The sequence below is a fragment of the Paenibacillus sp. S150 genome (genome assembly GCF_019352175.1).
Taxonomy (GTDB): domain Bacteria; phylum Bacillota; class Bacilli; order Paenibacillales; family Paenibacillaceae; genus Paenibacillus_AQ.
In genome coordinates this window covers 1-18,262 of sequence record NZ_JACBYI010000072.1, presented here as the reverse complement: position 1 = coordinate 18,262, position 18,262 = coordinate 1, and the positions used below count along the sequence as shown (strand labels likewise).

The 18,262-nt window shown below is 51.6% G+C and carries 11 protein-coding genes; 10 read left to right on the top strand and 1 reads right to left on the bottom strand.

All coding sequences use genetic code 11. The features are described from left to right. Positions 1 to 604: 604 nt before the first annotated feature. The 8 genes from HYD27_RS31140 to HYD27_RS31110 all read left to right on the top strand — a co-directional run bounded on the left by HYD27_RS31140 (position 605) and on the right by HYD27_RS31110 (position 13,540). Positions 605 to 1,558 carry a radical SAM protein gene (locus tag HYD27_RS31140; protein ID WP_219221658.1) on the top strand — a complete coding sequence of 318 codons (954 nt, stop codon included), beginning with the start codon at positions 605 to 607 and terminating at the stop codon, positions 1,556 to 1,558. Positions 1,559 to 2,850: 1,292 nt separating this feature from the next. Continuing rightward, positions 2,851 to 3,492 carry an L-rhamnose/proton symporter RhaT gene (locus tag HYD27_RS32290; RefSeq protein WP_228745449.1) on the top strand — a complete coding sequence of 214 codons (642 nt, stop codon included), beginning with the start codon at positions 2,851 to 2,853 and terminating at the stop codon, positions 3,490 to 3,492. A 24-nt stretch (positions 3,493 to 3,516) separates the two neighbouring features. Continuing rightward, entirely contained in the window at positions 3,517 to 3,861 is a 345-nt protein-coding gene (locus HYD27_RS32285; RefSeq protein ID WP_228745448.1) for an L-rhamnose-proton symporter family protein, read from the top strand. Positions 3,862 to 4,106: 245 nt separating this feature from the next. Next, positions 4,107 to 6,140 carry a methyl-accepting chemotaxis protein gene (locus tag HYD27_RS31130; protein WP_219221657.1) on the top strand — a complete coding sequence of 678 codons (2,034 nt, stop codon included), beginning with the start codon at positions 4,107 to 4,109 and terminating at the stop codon, positions 6,138 to 6,140. Positions 6,141 to 7,085: 945 nt separating this feature from the next. Then, on the top strand, positions 7,086 to 8,711 hold the full coding sequence (locus tag HYD27_RS31125; RefSeq protein WP_219221656.1) for a response regulator transcription factor: 1,626 nt from the start codon (positions 7,086 to 7,088) through the stop codon (positions 8,709 to 8,711). Positions 8,712 to 9,134: 423 nt separating this feature from the next. Continuing rightward, positions 9,135 to 9,971, top strand: a complete 837-nt coding sequence (gene licT / locus HYD27_RS31120) for a BglG family transcription antiterminator LicT (protein WP_219221655.1) — start codon at positions 9,135 to 9,137, stop codon at positions 9,969 to 9,971. Positions 9,972 to 10,095: 124 nt separating this feature from the next. Then, positions 10,096 to 11,991 (top strand): beta-glucoside-specific PTS transporter subunit IIABC, encoded by a 1,896-nt coding sequence (locus tag HYD27_RS31115; protein WP_219221654.1) that lies wholly within the window; start codon positions 10,096 to 10,098, stop codon positions 11,989 to 11,991. A 91-nt stretch (positions 11,992 to 12,082) separates the two neighbouring features. Then, entirely contained in the window at positions 12,083 to 13,540 is a 1,458-nt protein-coding gene (locus HYD27_RS31110) for a 6-phospho-beta-glucosidase (RefSeq protein WP_219221653.1), read from the top strand. Positions 13,541 to 13,771: 231 nt separating this feature from the next. On the opposite strand, the gene HYD27_RS31105 is transcribed toward HYD27_RS31110, so the two are convergent. Beyond that, positions 13,772 to 15,064 carry a histidine--tRNA ligase gene (locus HYD27_RS31105; RefSeq protein ID WP_219221652.1) on the bottom strand — a complete coding sequence of 431 codons (1,293 nt, stop codon included), beginning with the start codon at positions 15,062 to 15,064 and terminating at the stop codon, positions 13,772 to 13,774. Positions 15,065 to 15,370: 306 nt separating this feature from the next. On the opposite strand from HYD27_RS31105, the gene HYD27_RS31100 reads away from it, so the two are divergent. Together HYD27_RS31100 and HYD27_RS31095 are read left to right on the top strand one after the other, a co-directional pair. Then, positions 15,371 to 16,033 (top strand): HD domain-containing protein, encoded by a 663-nt coding sequence (locus HYD27_RS31100; RefSeq protein ID WP_219221651.1) that lies wholly within the window; start codon positions 15,371 to 15,373, stop codon positions 16,031 to 16,033. A 33-nt stretch (positions 16,034 to 16,066) separates the two neighbouring features. Continuing rightward, positions 16,067 to 17,512: a DEAD/DEAH box helicase gene (locus HYD27_RS31095; protein ID WP_219221650.1), complete on the top strand. Its 1,446-nt coding sequence runs from the start codon at positions 16,067 to 16,069 to the stop codon at positions 17,510 to 17,512. The last annotated feature ends 750 nt before the right edge of the window (positions 17,513 to 18,262 follow it).

Sequence of the window (18,262 nt, the reverse complement as noted above, 5' to 3'; positions counted from 1 at the left end):
CAGTGAAAATGACAAATAACACTGAGCCTGAACAGAATTGCTGTCAGGCTAGCGTCTTTAGGCGCAGTTTGGCAACAAGGGGTTATACCCCAAGAGCAAACCACCCGTTGGACGGGTGGTCCTGATTCGAAGTTGCGACTCAGCGGGTCATGGAGGTTTGATATGAAAATGCCCCGGTGCAGCTCTGCCAGCATTTTCATCCGGCGGGTCATGGAGCCTCATGCTAAGAGCTAACCCCGCCTGCCTACATATTAAATTACAGCTTATATAGAGTGAACTTAAGAATGTAACTTGCTGCACGGACGAAATCCTTGCTCCGCAAGGGATTCGTCCATCGGCTGTCCATCATTCTTAAGTTCAGCTTATATAGTTGTTATTTTTACTCATTTACGGATACCTCCTGAGAAGATGAATGGCAGCCTACAACAACAAATATCACATTGTCCTGCGCGGCAGACCTGTATAATTGACAGAGTTGTGCGGCTGCGGCAGAATGCTGTGGATAGACGGCGGCATTTTGCCGGCAGTGCCTTAAGGGTAACACGCTTTTAGTGAAGAGGCATATGGGAGCAGCCTATTTTATCTGCCAGGAGGACATTTACACATGAGCATGAAATATAAATCATTGGAGCTGGATAAACCGCTGACTTACGAGCTGGAAGGGCTGGAGGTCGGAGTAACCTCGAACTGCAATTTCCGCTGCGATTACTGCTGCGCATATAATAGAAACGACGGCCAGAGCATTAACGGCAAGGAGGTCATCCGTATACTGGAGGAGCTGCCCAATCTGAAGCGGGTTCGCCTGTCCGGCGGGGAAGTCACCCTGAAGTTTCAGGACTGTGTGGACATTGTCGGCTATTGCGCCTCCCGGGGCATCCAGACCCAGTTGAACTCCAACGGGAGCCTTCTGAACGCGGAGCGGATTGATCAGCTGGTGAATGCCGGACTCACGACGATCCATATTTCCTTCAATTTTACGACGGCCGAGGCATTCTCGCGCTATTATAATATACACACCAGCATCTATGACAAAATCAGAGAGAACATCACGATGTTCGCCAAAACGGGCGTGGATGTAGTGCTGGAGACGCTGCTGTTCACCGGGACGCAGGACAATATGCAGGAAATCAGCGATCATGTCTATTCCATGGGCGTGCGGACCCATGAAATCCAGAACAGCATTAGTATGGGCCATACCGGCTGGAAGGCGATTGCCGCCCGCGAGCAATTGAAGATTGCCGTAAGTGAGCTGATTGCCCGCAAAAAAGAAGATACAACGCTCTATTTCACCTGCATGGACCGCTTTATGGAGGCGCTGGGCTTCCAGGAGCAGCCGGGAGTATATTTCCCGCACTGCATTGAAGGCAAGAAGCAGCTTCATCTGCACGGCAATGGCGATATTCTGATCTCTGAGCTGTGCCATCCGGTCATCATCGGCAATATTTACAACGGCACCCCGTTAAAAGATATCTACAGCAACATGCCTGCACCGCTTTCCGATTTCCTTGAGAAGCTTCCTTGCCCGGCGTTTGATGCTTTGTTCCCGCAAGGAGTCTGAAATTTCCCGTTGAAGCGGTACTGCCCCTAAAAAAGGAAGACAAAACCGTTTCTGCTTGAAGGATAAGAATTAAACCTGAATTTCGAAAGTAAGTATCCACAAATCCTCTAAAAAGCTCTACACGAAGGGATGTCTTGCTACAAACAGCCTGCACCCAATGGGTGAAGGAAAAAGAGGGGTTATCCCTTGTCCGATCTGGATGGGTTCAATTCACTTTCGGAATTCAGGTCTATATGTTTTACGCTATACATTAGCCTTATCTTTCTCACTGAAACGGATACCGTCCTTATGAGGACGGCGAAGCCGTTTCCACGTGCGCTTTGGAGTGGACGGCTCCGCGAACGGAGCGTTGTCCGGGTCGCTGTGCTCTCCAGATTTATTTCATTCCCCTTAGGAGCTGCGAGGAAATGAGTACCCGCTTTTGTTGACAAAAGCTCCACGGTTTTGGGAGTTTTGTCAACAATGTAGCGGTACTTTATTTCGTCGCAGTCTCTTAGCGGTAAAAATCCGGAGACCCAGGCGGCTGCTGCCGCTGTTCCGCGGGTCCGTCCGCTCCGCTCCGCTGTTTAAGCGGGAGGCGGTTCTGTCATCTTTAAAAAACACAATAAAGAAACTTAATGTGTATGAATGGAACCGGAGAACCTGAACAAGCTGATGGAACGCAAGGGAGAGATTCATAGGGGACTGAAGCGAAGTGGAAAAAGTAACACTAATGGGCTGGGATTTTGGATTTAACGGGTTTTAGTGGGATTTTGTACACTTCATGGAGGCCCGCTCCCTCCATACAGCTGATTTCAGCCGAATTAGTTGTACTTTTTCCCACTAGGGATGATCCAGTCTCCGAATGCGGTGGATTAGTGATCCTTTTTACCACTAAAATGGCTGCCCTTTGGATAAATGGTTCAAGTTCATCTTAATGTAGGCGTATTCCTCTGTAAGGGGGCGAAACGGATCGATTAGGTATTCTTTTTCCCGCTAACCCTTGCGAAAAAGCGGCTGGGGAATATGAATTGACCTTATCCGCCTGGCTTCCCGCCTGGCTCCAGCAGCCAGCCTTACACCTGAAATGCAAACAGCTGCGCTGCCCGGTTAAGGACGGCGAAGCCGTTTCTGCCTGTATGCAGGACCGTGGCCTAAATGCTGCGGTCTATTTTTCTGAATATTTTTCATCCCAAAATGAAATTTTTCATGTATAATCATCAGCATGTGCTGAATAACAATGCAGAAATATTCTGCTTCATAACGATACATACCAAACATATACAGGAACAAGGATTGGGGAGGACTTCATCATGATTTACGGATTTTTGCTGTTGCTGCTGGCTTGCTGCTTTCAGGGCAGCTTTGGACTGGGGATGAAGAAATACCAGCCGTTCTCCTGGGAGGCGTTCTGGGCGATCTTCTCTCTGGTCGGGATATTGATTATTCCGGTGGCGTGGACCTGGGTTGAAGTCCCGGATTTCTTCAGTTATATCCGCCAGACCCCTTCGGACGTGCTGTGGACGGCTTCCTTCTGCGGCTTCTTGTGGGGCATCAGCTCCATTATGTTCGGCAAGGCGATTGATTCGATTGGCGTTTCGCTTACCTACGGAGTGAACATGGGGATATCGGCATCGCTGGGGTCGCTGATTCCGCTGTTTATCTTCGGCAACATTCCGGCGGCGGGCTCCTTCACGGTGCTGCTGATCGGTACGGCGATTATGCTGGCCGGTGTGGCGGTAATTACCAGGGCCGGATTGTTAAAAGAAAAGATCATTACGGCCTCCGGCCAGGGGACGAGCACCGGCAGCCGTCTGAGCAAAGGCCTGATTATTGCTTCGGCAGCCGGACTGGGCTCGGCTGCAATGAATATCGGGTTCTCCTATGCGAATGAGGCCGCTGATATTGCCGTGGACCAAGGCATTGCCAGAATCAGCGCCAGTCTCATTTCATAGGTAATTACTTTGTCGGGCGGCTTTGTGGCCAACTTCGTGTATGCGGTCATTTTGCTGATTAAGAACGGAACCTACCGGGATTACATTGCCAAGGGTGCAGGCCAAGCGTATGCCAAAGCCCTGTTGACCGCAGCTGTCTGGTATCTGGCGCTTGGTATTTATGCCAAAGCGACGGCGCTTCTGGGACCGCTGGGCGCTGTAGTCGGCTGGCTGGCTTTTAACGGCCTGTCCTTGATCATCAGCAACGCCTGGGGTCTTAAGGACGGGGAGTGGAAGGGATTTGCTGCTCCCAAAAGGCTGCTGCTGTGGGGAAATATCGTGCTGATCCTGTCCTGGATTGTTGTGGGAATTGCCAACAGCATGGCTTAATCGGGTCCGCAGAATCAGAAGCAAGGGCATCCGCTCCGGAGAAACTCCGGGCCGGGTGCTCTTTTTGGTGCGGAATAAAAACTTTATATCTGAAAATTCGACAAAATGCGATAATTTACACCAATTTTCTTCATTCAATATTAATTATTTGAGAGAGAAATCCGATAGTGAATGTAATAAATATTACTGAATTAACAGGTTTTGAAGGGTGTCGAAGAGATCAGGGCGGAAGGATGTAGAAGAAGATGAAAATTCGGATGAAGCTTTCGGTATTGATGATCATCGTTACACTGATTTCTACGGCATTCATGGGGGTTTTTACGTACAGCAAATCTACAGGGACTATACTGAATCTGACTGAAACTTCAATGGCGCAGGTCAATACGAATAAAGCGCAGACGATCGAAGCGATGATAGACAAAGAGAAATGGAGCATGGCGCTTGTTGCGGGGGAATCCGAGATCGCCGAGCTGCTGCTGAAGGACGGAAGCGGCGGGCTGACAAGCGGAGATCCGCTTCAGGGCGAGGTGAACGCCAAGCTTCAGCAGCTCGTGAAGGATGCGGGCAATCTGGAGCATATGTTTGTCGTCAACATGCAGGGGGTCGGGATCGCGGACAGCGACACCAAGCTGGTGGGAACGGACTTCAGTGACAGAAGCTATACCAAAAACGTGCTGCAAACTGCCGGGCCGGTCATCAGCGAAACGCTGAAGTCGAAGTCTACAGGCGCTTATGTGCTGGCCTTTGCGCATCCTGTAACCAGCGGCGGCAGGATGATCGGCTTTGTGGCTTCGGCTGTCAACGCGAACAGCATCATTAAATATTTGTCGGATGCCAAGGTGGCCAATGCCCCTTCCTCCTATGCTTATCTTGTGGATGAGACCGGGAACATCCTGTATCATCCCGATGAAGCCAAGATTGGATCCCCGGTGGAGAATGCGCAGATTCAGGCGGTTGTGGAGCAGATGAAAGCCGGAGAAACGGTGGCTGACGGCAATGTTCAATATACCTATCAGGGTGCGGAGAAAAAAGCTGCCTTTACCGTTATGCCGGATACGAAGTGGACGCTGGTGCTGACCGGTGATCTCAATGAAATTATGCAGCCGGTTCATAGCATGACGAACTATATTATTTTGCTCGGACTGGTGAGCCTGCTGCTGGCCCTGCTGGTGGGGATCAGTGTTGCTGCCCGGATCTCTTCGCCGATCATTAAGCTGACAGAGATGATTAACCGCACTGCGGAGCTGGATCTTAAATACGATTCTCAATATGAGTACCTGATGAAAAATAAAGATGAGACCGGAACGATTGCCAAAGCCATGTTCCATACGCGGGCGGTGCTGCGGGAAATGGCCGGCAGTCTGGTATCAATCTCCAAGAAGGTGCTGGACAATGCGGAGACTCTGGAGAAGCTGTCCATTGATGTACGCGAGAATGCCCATGATAATTCGGCGACTACGGAGCAGCTGTCCGCAGGCATGGAGGAGACTGCTGCTTCCACCCAGGAAATGACGGCGGCAATTCATGAGATTGAGAACAACGTCCGGACGATCTCCGGACGGGTCAGGGAAGGCGCAGGTGTATCCGTACAGATTACCGAGCGGGCGCTTGCGCTGCAGCATGATGCCACCCAATCTATAGGCAATGCCAAGGATATCTACGAATCGGTGCGGGTGGAAATGGAGAAGGCCATCGAACAATCCGGCTCGATTCATGAAATCAACATACTGGCGGACACGATTCTCTCCATAACCAGCCAGACCAATCTGCTGGCTCTGAATGCGGCGATTGAGGCTGCACGGGCCGGAGAAGCAGGACGGGGCTTTGCCGTAGTGGCGGGCGAAATCCGTAAGCTGGCCGAGAAATCCTCGGAAACGGCGGCAGGCATTCAGGGCGTCGTCAGGAATGTCCATTCCTCCGTAGAGCAGATGAAGGAGCATTCCGAGGCAATGCTGGCTTTTATCGATCATAATGTTCTGGGGGATTATGAGCGTCTTGCAGAGGTCAGCCAGCAATACAACAGCGATGCCTCTGCCATCAACGGGCTGATGAACCAGTTCGGGGAAGCCGCCGACCATCTGAATGAGACCGTGTCCAGCGTAGCCATTGCAATCAACGAAGTGGCGGCTACGGTCAATGAAGGGGCAATCGGCGTGCAGGATATTGCCGTGAAGACAGCGGATATTGTAGAGAAGACCTTCCATGAAGCGACGATGGCCGATGAAAATACCCAAAGCGCCAAAGAGCTGCAGGGTCTGGTGGGGAAATTCAAATTATAATCCGGTTAATACAATCTTTAGCCCGCTTTCATTTGGATTTAAGCTTGCGGGGTTATATTGAATCCATAACCCCCCTTTAATATATTCTTTGGCCCCGCCGGTTGCCGGCGGGGTCCTTTTTTGTTGTTTAGCAAATTATGAATTGCTTTTGCTGCGGATAAGATGTGTATAAAGTTGGGGGTAAGTTGAAGATATGGCCATCGTGCTGAACCTGCGGGTTGCGCTTTGCAGGAGGAAAAGCGGAATTTGAGGAGCTAACCGGAACCGCGGGTAGAAGTGGAGTACAATGAAGCGAAGTGGAATTAGTGAACTTAAATGGACAGAAAAGCTGGCGGCAGAGGCAATAGTGGGAAAAAGGCAACTTCATTTCAGCACATTTCCTTGGAAAGGGGCGAAATGGATGGATTAGGTATCCTTTTTCCCACTAACACTTTCGAAACAGGGAAGGTGGGAAGAATGAAGTTCACTTTTTCCACTTGGGCTTGCCGCCGGCCGGTCCCGGCAGCCAACCTTAAATTTGAAATCTCAAACGGCTGCGCTGTCCGGTGAAGGACGGCATAGCCGTTTTGTTCAAGGATAAGAATTTATAGGTTTTGGGGGAAGCGAAGTTTATCCGTTATTTCACGGCTGCGCTGTAAATGAAAGAATGGATCGGAACTTCGGCCAGGCAAACTGCGCGAATGCGTTGTCCGCAGCGGGCAGGCAGAGGGAATCAAAGGCAGAAGTGCCTTTGATTCTCCTAGAAGCCGGCGGGACGAGGGAATCAGAGGCAGAAGTGCCTTTGATAATTTATATGCTTTGCACATTAAGTTATCCTTCTATTTCTCGCTGAAACGCCCCGTCCCTTATAAGGATGGCGTAGCCGTTTCTGCTTGCTGAATTTTTGGTCCATAATGATATATAGTTCAGAACATTGGAGCTGCCGCCGGGAAGGGGTTGAATATCATGTTTGAGATTATGCTTGTAGATGACGAGATGAGCATCCGCAACAGCATCAAAACCAAAATCGACTGGGAGGCCGCAGGCTTCAGAATTGTTTCGGAGGCGTCGAGCGGGAACGAGGCGCTGCAGCTGCTGGAGCAGGGACCGCTGCCGCAGCTGATTATCTCCGACATCCGCATGCCCCAGATGGACGGAATAGAATTTATCCGGATTTGCAAGGAGCGGTATCCGCTGCTGCGTACGGTTGTGCTGTCCGGCTATTCCGATTTTGAGGATTTGAGGTCGGCCATTCAGCTCGGAGTGAAGGATTATCTGCTGAAGCCCGTTGCACGGGGGGAACTGCATGAGCTGCTGGACAAGCTGGGCGAAGAATTTGAACAGGAGCGGTGGAACCTGCGGGCTTCCCGTCAGGAGCGGCTGCGGACAAATGAGCAGCTGCGGCTGCTTCAGGAGAGCTTTTTGCTGCAAATGGTCAAGGACGAATGGTACAGTCTGGCGGCCGTCAGTGAAAGGCTGAAGCAGCTCCGGTTGACTCCGCTGGCTGCGGATAATTTGAAGCTGCAGTTTGCTGCTGTTGAGATGAGAGTGCCGCCGGAAAGAACGGCGGACCGCCAGGAGCGCAGGAATCTGCTGAATCTGGCTTTTCAGATGCTGTGCCGGGAAACGTCGGCCAAATGGAAAGGAATCTATCCGTTCGGAGACCCTGCCAATTCCGGGATGATGCACTTTCTTGTCATTCTGAAACCGGGGCCGGAGCATGCCCGCAAAACGCAGCGGCTTATGGAAGAGCTGGAGCGCAGCATCGCCGGCTGTCTGAAGCTGGAAAGTGTGTCGGGGGTCGGGGTGGAAGTGAAGGGACTGAAGCGGCTGAAGAACGGCTACGCCTCCTCCATGCTGTCCTGGAGCCAGAGCGCTGTCTGCAAGAAGCCGGAGGATGAAAGGGAACGGGTGCCGGAGCTAACGCAGGCCTTCACCCCGGAGGCGGAGCGCAGGCTTGCGCAGTTCGTTGAACATCCGGATATGAACGCCTTCCGCCGGCAGCTGGACAACGTTTTCGGCAACGAAGGAAATACATCCCTGCTTGTATGTACCTTTCTGGCCCTGCGGGTGCTGCTGCTGTTCACCTCCATCGCCAAAAAATTCGAGCTGGGCAGCTCCTCGCTCCAGAAATACTTGTGGAACTGCCAGCTGACCATTGCCGATTACCAGTCCCGCGAAGAGATACGGGGGCTGGTTGAGGAGCTGGCGCAGCTCGTGATGGAGGAAGTGAAGAAAACCCGCTTCTCCAGCAGCCGGCATATCATTGAGGCCGTCCGGAAATATGCCGAAGAGAATTTCGGCTATGAGCTGGAGCTTTCTTCCCTGGCTGCAATGTTTCACTTGGACGAGGCTGAGCTCACCAGGCTGTTCAAACAGCATGTCGGCATTCCCTTCAGCGACTATGTCACCAAGCTGCGGATGGCCAAGGCCGAGCAGCTGCTGCAGGAGCACGGGCTGAAGCCAGCCGATATTGCCATGCTTGTCGGCTGTTCCGGCTCAAGCTGCTTCAGCGCCTCCTTCAAGAAATACAGCGGTAAAAGTCCGAAGGAATACCGGGAACGCTATTTGAAGCGGCAGGTGCGGGAGTGAATAAAGTTTTCTATCTGATCAAGAAGTCCGCTCGTTACGAGCGGACTTCTTGATCAGATATGCTATTAAAAAATTCATCGGGTTCTTTCATTCTCTTCTTATAGGCTTCATCATCGGACGCTTTAAAAACGCTTAAAAAAGAAAGCGCATACTTTTTTCTTGTCAAAAGGCTGAATTCATGATATTCTGACTTTGGGATTGTTACTGAAAAGGCAAAACCCAGGACATGTGCCAGACATGTTTTGGGTTTTGCCTTTTTTTCTTGCCAGTCCTGCAAACACGCTTATGAAGCGGGTGATGAGCAAATCCGGTTTTATTGGAATGGGAGCGCTTAATAACGGGGCTATAAAGGCTGTAAGTGAAATTTCGTCCAGTGTCTACATCCTAGGGTTACATTATTTTGGGCTGAAGGGAGGCAGTTGGATGATTATCAAAAAAATATTCAATAACAATGCGATTGTGGCCAAAGATCCGCACAAGCAGGAATTTGTTGTGATGGGCTGCGGCATTGGCTTCAAAAAAAGCGTCGGCGATGAAGTGGCGCAAGACTTAATTGAAAAGGTCTTTATCCTGAAACAAAAGGATGCTTCGGAAAAATTCAAATTATTGCTGGAGGATGTCCCTTCGGAATATGTTTCGTTGTGCTACGACATTATCGAGTACGGGAAAAACAGTATAGAAGCCCCCTTGAGCGATTATATCTATGTTACGCTCACGGATCACATTAATAATACATTGAAAATGCATGACGAGGGCATCCGGAATACAAATCCGTTAATCTGGGAGATCAAAAAATTGTATCCCAAGGAATTCGGGATTGGACTGAAGGCATTGGAGTTCATTGAGGATTCGGTCGGAAAAAAGCTGTCGGAGGATGAGGCTGCCAATATCGCTCTTCACTTAATTAATGCCCAAGCAAACCATCCGAATCATAAAGTAACCGATGTTGCAGGTCAAACCCAAAAAATCCAGGATATTTTAAATATTATCAAATACACCTATCAGCTGGACCTTGATGAAGCATCGGTCAGCTTCGAAAGATTCATTACCCACTTAAGATTTTTCTTCCAGCGGATCGACAAGAGGAAGAAGACGGAGCTGGAGGATGATTTCCTGCTCCGGCAGATTAAGGCCAAATACAAAAGGGCTTATCACTGCACGCTGAAGATAGAGAAATATTTAAATATGGAATTGTCGGATGAGGAAAAGCTGTACTTAACGATTCACGTTCACCGGGTAACGGAAAGACAAACCGAATAAACACTTGGATTGTTACTGGTAGTGCAGGCGAGACCAAGACAGACAGTGCGCGTTCAATGCTGCTGTCTGTCGGGTCCCGCCTTTTTGCATAGGCTAAAGAATTATAAATAAAGGAGCGATCAACATGAAATACGAAGCGCTGGCCAAGAGCATTATCCGCAACGTCGGCGGCAAAGAAAATGTAAACAGCCTGGCCCACTGCATCACCCGCTTACGCTTCAAATTAAAGGATGAAAGCAAAGCGGATACGGAAGCTCTGAAGAACATGGAGGGTGTGGTGACAGTAGTCAAGAGCGGGGGCCAATATCAGGTCGTTATCGGCAACCATGTGCCTGAGGTGTATGCGGAGGTTGCGGCCATCGGCGGATTTCAAGCGGCGGCTGCCGAAGCAACGGATGAGAAAACGGGCGTATTCAACAAATTCATCGATATCATTTCCGGCGTGTTCACACCAACACTTGGCGTATTAAGCGCAACGGGGATGATCAAGGGCTTTACCGCATTGTTCCTGTCTCTGGGTGTGCTGACGAGCACCTCGGGCACCTATCAAATTTTGAATGCCATCGGGGATTGCTTATTTTACTTCTTCCCCATCTTCCTTGGATATACTTCGGCCAAAAAGTTCAACGCCAATATATTTATAGGCATGGCTATCGGGGCCACGCTGGTCTATCCCACCTTTTCGAGTATCACCGCTTCCGGAGAACCGTTATACACCCTGTTCAGCGGTACGGTTATCGAGTCGCCGGTCTACTTAACCTTTCTGGGCATCCCGGTAATCCTGATGAGTTATGCGTCAAGTGTCATTCCGATTATTCTCTCCACCTTTGTAGGAGGCAAGATCGAAGGCTTCTTTAAAAAGATCATTCCCAGCGTAGTCCGGACCTTCCTGGTTCCCTTCTGCACCTTGCTCGTCATTGTCCCGCTCGCCCTGATTTTTATTGGACCGGTCGCGACATGGGCAGGCCAGCTCCTGGGCGCAGGCACATTGTTTATTTATAATTTGAGTCCGGTAGTTGCCGGTACTTTGCTCGGCGCTTTCTGGCAGGTATTTGTTATTTTCGGCTTGCATTGGGGTTTTGTGCCCATTGCAATCAACAATCTGACCGTGCTTAAATCCGATCCGATTCTGGCCGGGGTGTTCGGCGCCTCCTTTGCCCAGACGGGCGTCGTATTGGCGATTATGCTCAGAACCAGAAACATCAAATTGAAATCGCTTTCTGTGCCGGCGGTAATCTCGGGAATCTTTGGGGTAACCGAGCCGGCGATCTATGGAATTACCCTGCCGCGTAAAAAACCGTTCATCTTAAGCTGTATAGCGGCCGCAGTAGGCGGAGGAATTATTGGGATCATGGGGACCAAAGGATATATCTTGGGCGGTTTGGGGATTTTCGGAATTCCCAGCTACATCAGCCCGGAAGGCATGAACAGAGGGTTTTACGGAATGATTGCCGGGATCACCGTCAGCTTTATCCTGGGCTTTCTGTTGATGTACTTCGGCGGGTTCAAGGATGATGAGGTCAAGGAAGAACATACAACTGGTCCTAAAGGCGACGTGCTTGTGAAGCAGGAGACGGTAATGAGTCCGCTGAAGGGGGAAGTGATCGCATTGTCTGAAGTGAAGGACGAAGCGTTCTCCACAGGCGCATTAGGCAAAGGGATTGCCATTGAGCCCAGTGAAGGCAAGGTGCTTTCTCCGGTGGATGGGGTGTTGACATCGCTGTTCTCTTCGGGCCATGCTATCGGCATTACCAGCGATCATGGGGTCGATATTCTTATTCACGTGGGCAAGGATACCGTCAAGCTAAAAGGCAAATATTTCACTCCCAGGGTGAAGCAGGGGGATGCCGTGAAAAAAGGCGATCTGCTGATGGAATTCGATCTGGAGGCGATTCGGGCGGCAGGCTTCATTTTAACTACACCGGTCATCGTTTCGAACTCCGGCAATTACCTGGACGTGATTGAAACGGGGAAGAAAACGGTCGCGTACCAGGAGGATTTATTAACGGTCATGATCTAGTCGCTGTAGAAGCTGAGCTGCACGCTAGCTAATTGAAGAAATCTGCAGACGGGCAGCGGCCGGAAGTCCAAATAACAAGGAGGAATAAATAATGGCAGAAATAAACAAGAACTTTCCGCAAGGATTTCTTTGGGGAGGGGCAACGGCGGCCAATCAGCTGGAAGGCGGCTATAACGAAGGCGGCAAGGGCCTCAGCACAGCGGATATGCTTACTGCCGGATCACATACCACGCCAAGAAGAATCACACCGGTACTGGAGGCGGGCGGGAACTACCCAAGCCATGAGGCGATAGACTTTTACCGTCATTACAAGGAGGATATCCGGCTGTTCGCAGAGATGGGCTTCAAGATCTTCCGGATGTCCATTGCGTGGTCGAGAATATTCCCGAACGGGGATGATGCGGAGCCGAGCGAGGAAGGCTTGAAGTTCTATGACAGCGTGTTTGCCGAACTGAAGAAGTATAACATTGAGCCGCTGGTGACCATCTCGCATTACGAGGCCCCCTTCGGGCTGGCGCAAAAATATAACGGCTGGTCCGACCGCCGGGTTATAGACTTTTATGTCAGCTACTGCGAAGTGATCTTTAACCGGTACAAGGCTGTCGTGAAATATTGGCTAACCTTCAATGAGATTAATATATTAACGATGCGATTTGGATTATTTATGGCGGGGGCCATGCTCCCGGAAGGCAATGCCGAGCTTGGCGGCCAGGCCGCGGAGGACGATGAGCAGCTCAGATATCAGGCCCTGCATCATCAGTTTATAGCAAGCGCCAAGGCGGTGAAGCTGGGTCATGCAATCAACCCAGAGTTCCAAATAGGCTGTATGATCGCTTACATGTGCTCCTATCCGCTGACCTGCCATCCGGACGATATGATCCTGGCCCAGCAAAAGGATAATCTGACCAACTTCCTGTGCTCCGATGTGCAGGTGCGGGGCGCGTATCCCGGATTCGCCAAGCGGTATTTTGCCGAGAAACGGCTGGATATCGTTATGGAAGCAGAGGATGAGCTGATTCTACAAGAAGGCCGTGTGGATTTCTATACGTTCAGCTATTATTCCTCCACTTGTGTAAGTGCCGATCCGGAGCAGGAGCAAATCGGCGGAAATTTAGCCATGGGCCTAAAAAATCCTTATTTGCAGGCCAGCGCCTGGGAATGGCAGATTGATCCGCAAGGGCTGAGATGGTCCCTGAACAATATTTACAACAGATATCAAATCCCGTTAATGGTGGTTGAAAATGGCCTTGGCGCCGCGGACACCGTCGAAGAGGACGGTTCCATCAACGACGATTATAGAATTGACTACCTTAAGCAGCACATTGAGCAGATGAAGGAGGCTGTCGCTGACGGTGTTGAGCTTATCGGATACACCTCGTGGGGCTGTATTGACCTGGTAAGCGCGGGGACCGGAGAGATGAAGAAACGCTACGGATTCATCTATGTGGACAAAGATAATGAGGGAAAAGGAACACTGGCCCGGTCGCGCAAGAAGAGCTTCTACTGGTACAAGAAAGTAATCGGGAGCAACGGGGAAGAGCTGGTGTAACCGAATCAATCTGGATCAAAGAACCCGGAGGGCCTCCGGGTTCTTTGACGCAGTTACCGGCGGCAGATGTGAAGTGCGGCGAAAGAGCGGCATGAACGCTTATTGCACTTTATACACGCAAAACCGGTTTGGAGGGGACTCTCCGCCAAGTCTATTGCAGGAAATACAATCAAATAGTCCCATCATGATTTTGCTGATGATTTTAATACATCTACCGGCTCTGTGGCATGGTCAGGGCGAACCGTGCAGCCAGCCGGCAATCCTTGCAATCGCAGCGTCTACCGTAACCAGCTCCTCGCTTTGCTGCGGCATATCCTTCAGCCGCAGCCTGCCGTCAGCGGCTTCGCTGTCTCCGATCAGAACGACGTAGCGGATGCCCTTCGCGTTCGCTGCGGCCAGCGTTTTCTTCAGCCTGCGTCTGCCGGTATCCACGGCAGTGCGGATGCCCGCGGCACGCAGCGCGGCAGCCGCAGTTAAGGCCTGCGGCATATATTCCCCAACCGGTATGACCAGCACTCCCGAAGCTTCCTCCCGTACAGGGCGTTCTCCGAGCAGAGCCATAATCGACTCCATGCCGAAGGAAATGCCTACTGTAGGGTATTCGATATCCTCACGCCCCGTGAGCTTTCCAATGATCGCGTCATATCTTCCGCCGCCGCCGAGGCTGGAAGCATAGGCACCGGAGGCGTCGAAGATTTCATAGACCGTCCCCGTATAGAAAGACAGGCCGCGTGACAGGAAAGGATCGAACACACAGGGCGCTGCAAGCCCTACCCCGGCAATCAGCCGCTGCAGAGCGGCAACCTCCAGGGCGCCCGGCTGTTCTGCCAGCTTATATTTCTCCGCCAGCTCTTCAAACGGGAGGGCTTCCATGTCCAGCAGCTCTGTAAGTGAACAGACTGCGTCCGGGGTCAGCCCTTTCTCCTTCAGCTCCGCAAGCACCCCGGCGCTGCCGATTTTGGCTAGCTTGTCGAGGGTCAGCATCACGGACAGGTGCTCCTGCGGCGGCACGCCTGCCGCGGCCAGGATTTCGCCCAGGAACCGCCGGTTGTTCCATTTCAGGATGACGGGAATCCCCAGCCTGCGGAAGGCTTCCGCCGCCAGCTGCATCAGCTCCGCTTCTCCCTGCGGGCCGGCAATGCCCACCACATCGGCGTCGCATTGCAGGAATTCGCGCAGGCGGCCTTTTTTGACCGGGCCGTCCCGGAATACCTTGCCGATCTCATAGCGCTTATACGGAAATTCAATGCCCGGATTCAAGGCGATCACCTTGGCAAAGGGAATTGTCAGGTCGTAGCGCAGCCCAAGCCGGCGGCCGCCCTGGTCAGTCAGCTGATACATTTCACGGAGAATTTCGTCGCCTCCCGCATATTTGGAGGTCAGCAGCTCCAGCTCATTCAGCAGGGCCGTATCCATCGACTCGAAATCATACAGCTCAAACAGTTCTGTCAGCGTGGAGCGGACCTTCTGGCGGATGGCCTGCTCCCGGCCGAAATAATCGCAGGTGCCTTTTACATTTTGCATAATCAGCAGCTCCTCCCGATTTCAATTCTTATGATCAGAAAACAAAAAACGCGCCGGACCTCAGGGTCCCGCGCGCTTGTATATGCGGCAGGGAGGTCAACGCATAACGCGTTAGCCCTCCCTGAGAAATGCTCAGGAGTGCTAACGCTGCTTGTGATGATGATGCCGATTCAGTATGATGGTTATGCTGTTCATGAGCATCAGCTCCTTTCAAAGGCTGGATTACAGCACATTATAGCGGATCGGGAGAAGTCCTGCAAGGCCGGGCGCGCAGATTTCAAGAAACAGGCAAAGGGAGTTTTTTCTATGAATTATACAACAATCGTTACAGAAGCCGAGAATTTTGCCAAAGAACAACTGGGCCGGGACAAAACCGGCCATGACTGGTTTCACACCGACCGTGTGCGCAATATGGCGGCGCTGATCGCCGGGATGGAGCAGGCGGATGTGTTTGTCTGCACGGTAGCTGCGCTGCTGCATGACGTAGCCGATGAGAAGCTGAACCCCTCCAAGGAAGCTGGACTTCTCAAAGTCCATAGCTGGCTGGCCGGACATCTGAGCGATGAGGTTCAGATCGGGCATATTATGCAGATTATTGAAACGATGTCCTTCAGCGGAGGGGGAGGCGAGCCGATGTCCACACTTGAAGGGCAGGTGGTGCAGGATGCCGACAGGCTGGATGCGCTGGGCGCAATCGGAATTACGCGGGTGTTGATCTTCTCGGGAGCCAAGGGCCGGCCGGTCTATGATCCGGATATCACTCCGCGTGACGAGTCCCTGCAGAAGGAGTACCGGGATTACTCGAAGGGAACGGCAGTCAATCATTTTTACGAGAAGCTGCTGAAATTGAAGGATCTGATGAATACACCCTACGGGCGCAAGCTGGCGGATGAGCGGCATGAGTTCATGCTTGGCTTTTTGGAGCAATTTTATAAGGAATGGAATCAAGGCAGCCAGAAGCTGTTATAATGGGACCAGACACAAGATGGAAGGAACAACTACATGAGTGAATTGCAGTTTAGGGATTACGGGTTAAGTGAAGAGATTATCCGCGCGCTGGACGTGCTGAACTACCTGGAGCCCACCGGGGTGCAGAGCAAGGTTATACCGGTAGCCCTGAAGGGTCAGGATCTGATCGTCAAATCACAGACCGGCAGCGGCAAAACGGCCTCGTTCGGCATCCCGCTCTGCGAGCTGGCAGACTGGGCGGAGAACAAGCCGCAGGCTCTGGTGCTGACGCCGACCCGCGAGCTGGCCGCACAGGTGAAAGAGGATATTACCAACATCGGGCGCTTCAAGCGGATCAAGGCGGTCGCTTTGTTCGGCAAGCAGCCCTTTGCCCCGCAGAAAATAGAGCTTGCGCAAAAGACACATGTCGTCGTAGGCACACCGGGACGTGTGTTTGACCATATCGAGCGCGGCACGCTGCCGCTGAACCGGATCAGCTATCTGGTAATTGATGAAGCGGACGAGATGCTGAGCATGGGCTTCATTGAGCAAATTGAGCAGATTATCGGGAAGCTTCCCCGGGAGCGAGTGACCATGCTGTTCTCCGCCACGCTGCCGGACGCGGTGAAGAAGCTGTGCGGCAAATATATGACCGGACCGGCGGACATTGAAATTGAAGCCAGCGGTATTGGGGCAGCGGCGATTGAGCATGCCCTGATTGAAGTGAGACAAGCCGCGAAGTTCCCGCTGCTCTGCGATTTGCTGACGGTGGAGAATCCGGACAGCTGCATTATTTTTTGCCGGACGCAGGATCAGGTGAACGCGCTGTTCCGGGGGATGGCCGATCTGGAGTACCCGGTGGACAAAATTCACGGCGGCATGCTGCAGGACGAGCGGTTTGAGGTCATGAACGCTTTTAAAAGAGGCCAGTTCCGCTATCTGATCGCTACCGACGTAGCTGCACGCGGCATTGACATTGAGAACATCACCCATGTGATCAATTACGATATTCCGATGGAAAAAGAGAGCTACGTGCACCGTACCGGACGCACCGCACGCGCAGGCAAAAGCGGCAAGGCCATCACCCTGGCCACGCCGAACGAGCATAAATGGGTCAAGGATATTGAGAGCTATATCGGGTTCAGCCTCCCGGTCATGAAGGCTCCTTCGGAGGATGCCGTGGCCTGCGCCAAGCCTGCTTTTGACGAGAAGCTGGGCAAGCAGCAGGTACGCAAGAAGGGCAAAACCGAGGTTATGAACCAGGGCATTCTGAAGCTGTACTTTGGCGGAGGCAAGAAAAAGAAGCTGCGGGCCGTCGATTTCGTCGGCACCCTTGCGAAGCTGGAAGGCATCACTGCCGAAGACATCGGGATTATTACGATCCAGGACAATGTGACCTATGTGGATATCCTGAACGGCAAGGGACCGCTGGTGCTCCAGGCGATGAAGGACACCACCGTGAAGGGCAAGCTGCTGAAGGTGCATATCGCGATGAAGTAGGGCGGGGTGGGCCTCCTTGAGAAGCAGTAGCTCCCGGGAAGAACAATAACGGAAGGTGCTCTAAACTTTTACAGGCTCTTGAGCTGGCTGTACATGCCATCAAGAGCCTGTTTTTTACAATATATAATTTATATGCTTTGCACATTAAATTATCCTTCTATTTCCCGCTGAAACGACCCGTCCCTCATAAGAACGGCGAAGCCGTTTCTGCTTGAAAGATAAGAATTTATCCTGAATTGAACCGGCGAACCTGAACAAGCGGATGGAACGCAAGGAGATTCATAGGTAACGGAAGCGAAGTGTAAAAAGTAACACTAATGGGCTGGAATTCTGGCTTGAACGGGCTTTAGTGGGATTTTGTACACTTAAATGGAGGCCCGCTCCCCCATAAGGCTGATTTCAGCCGGATTAGGTGTACTTTTTCCCACTAGGGATGATCCAGTCTCCGAAGGCGGTGGATTAGTTATCCTTTTTACCACTAAAAATGGCTGCCCTTTGGATGAATGGTTCAAGTTCATCTTAATGTAGGCGTATTCCTCTGCAAGGGAGAGAAACGGATCAATTAGGGTTCCTTTTTCCCGCTAACCCTTGCGGAAAAGCGGCTGGGGGAAAATGAAGTGACCTTTTCCACTGCTATGAACGAATTTGTCAATTCCCCTGTTTTTCACCCTTAAACCAAGGGGGTTCAATCCCTTGGGCATAGAGACAAAATGCGAGTCGTCGGCTGGCACACTGCTATCCGTGGGTTGG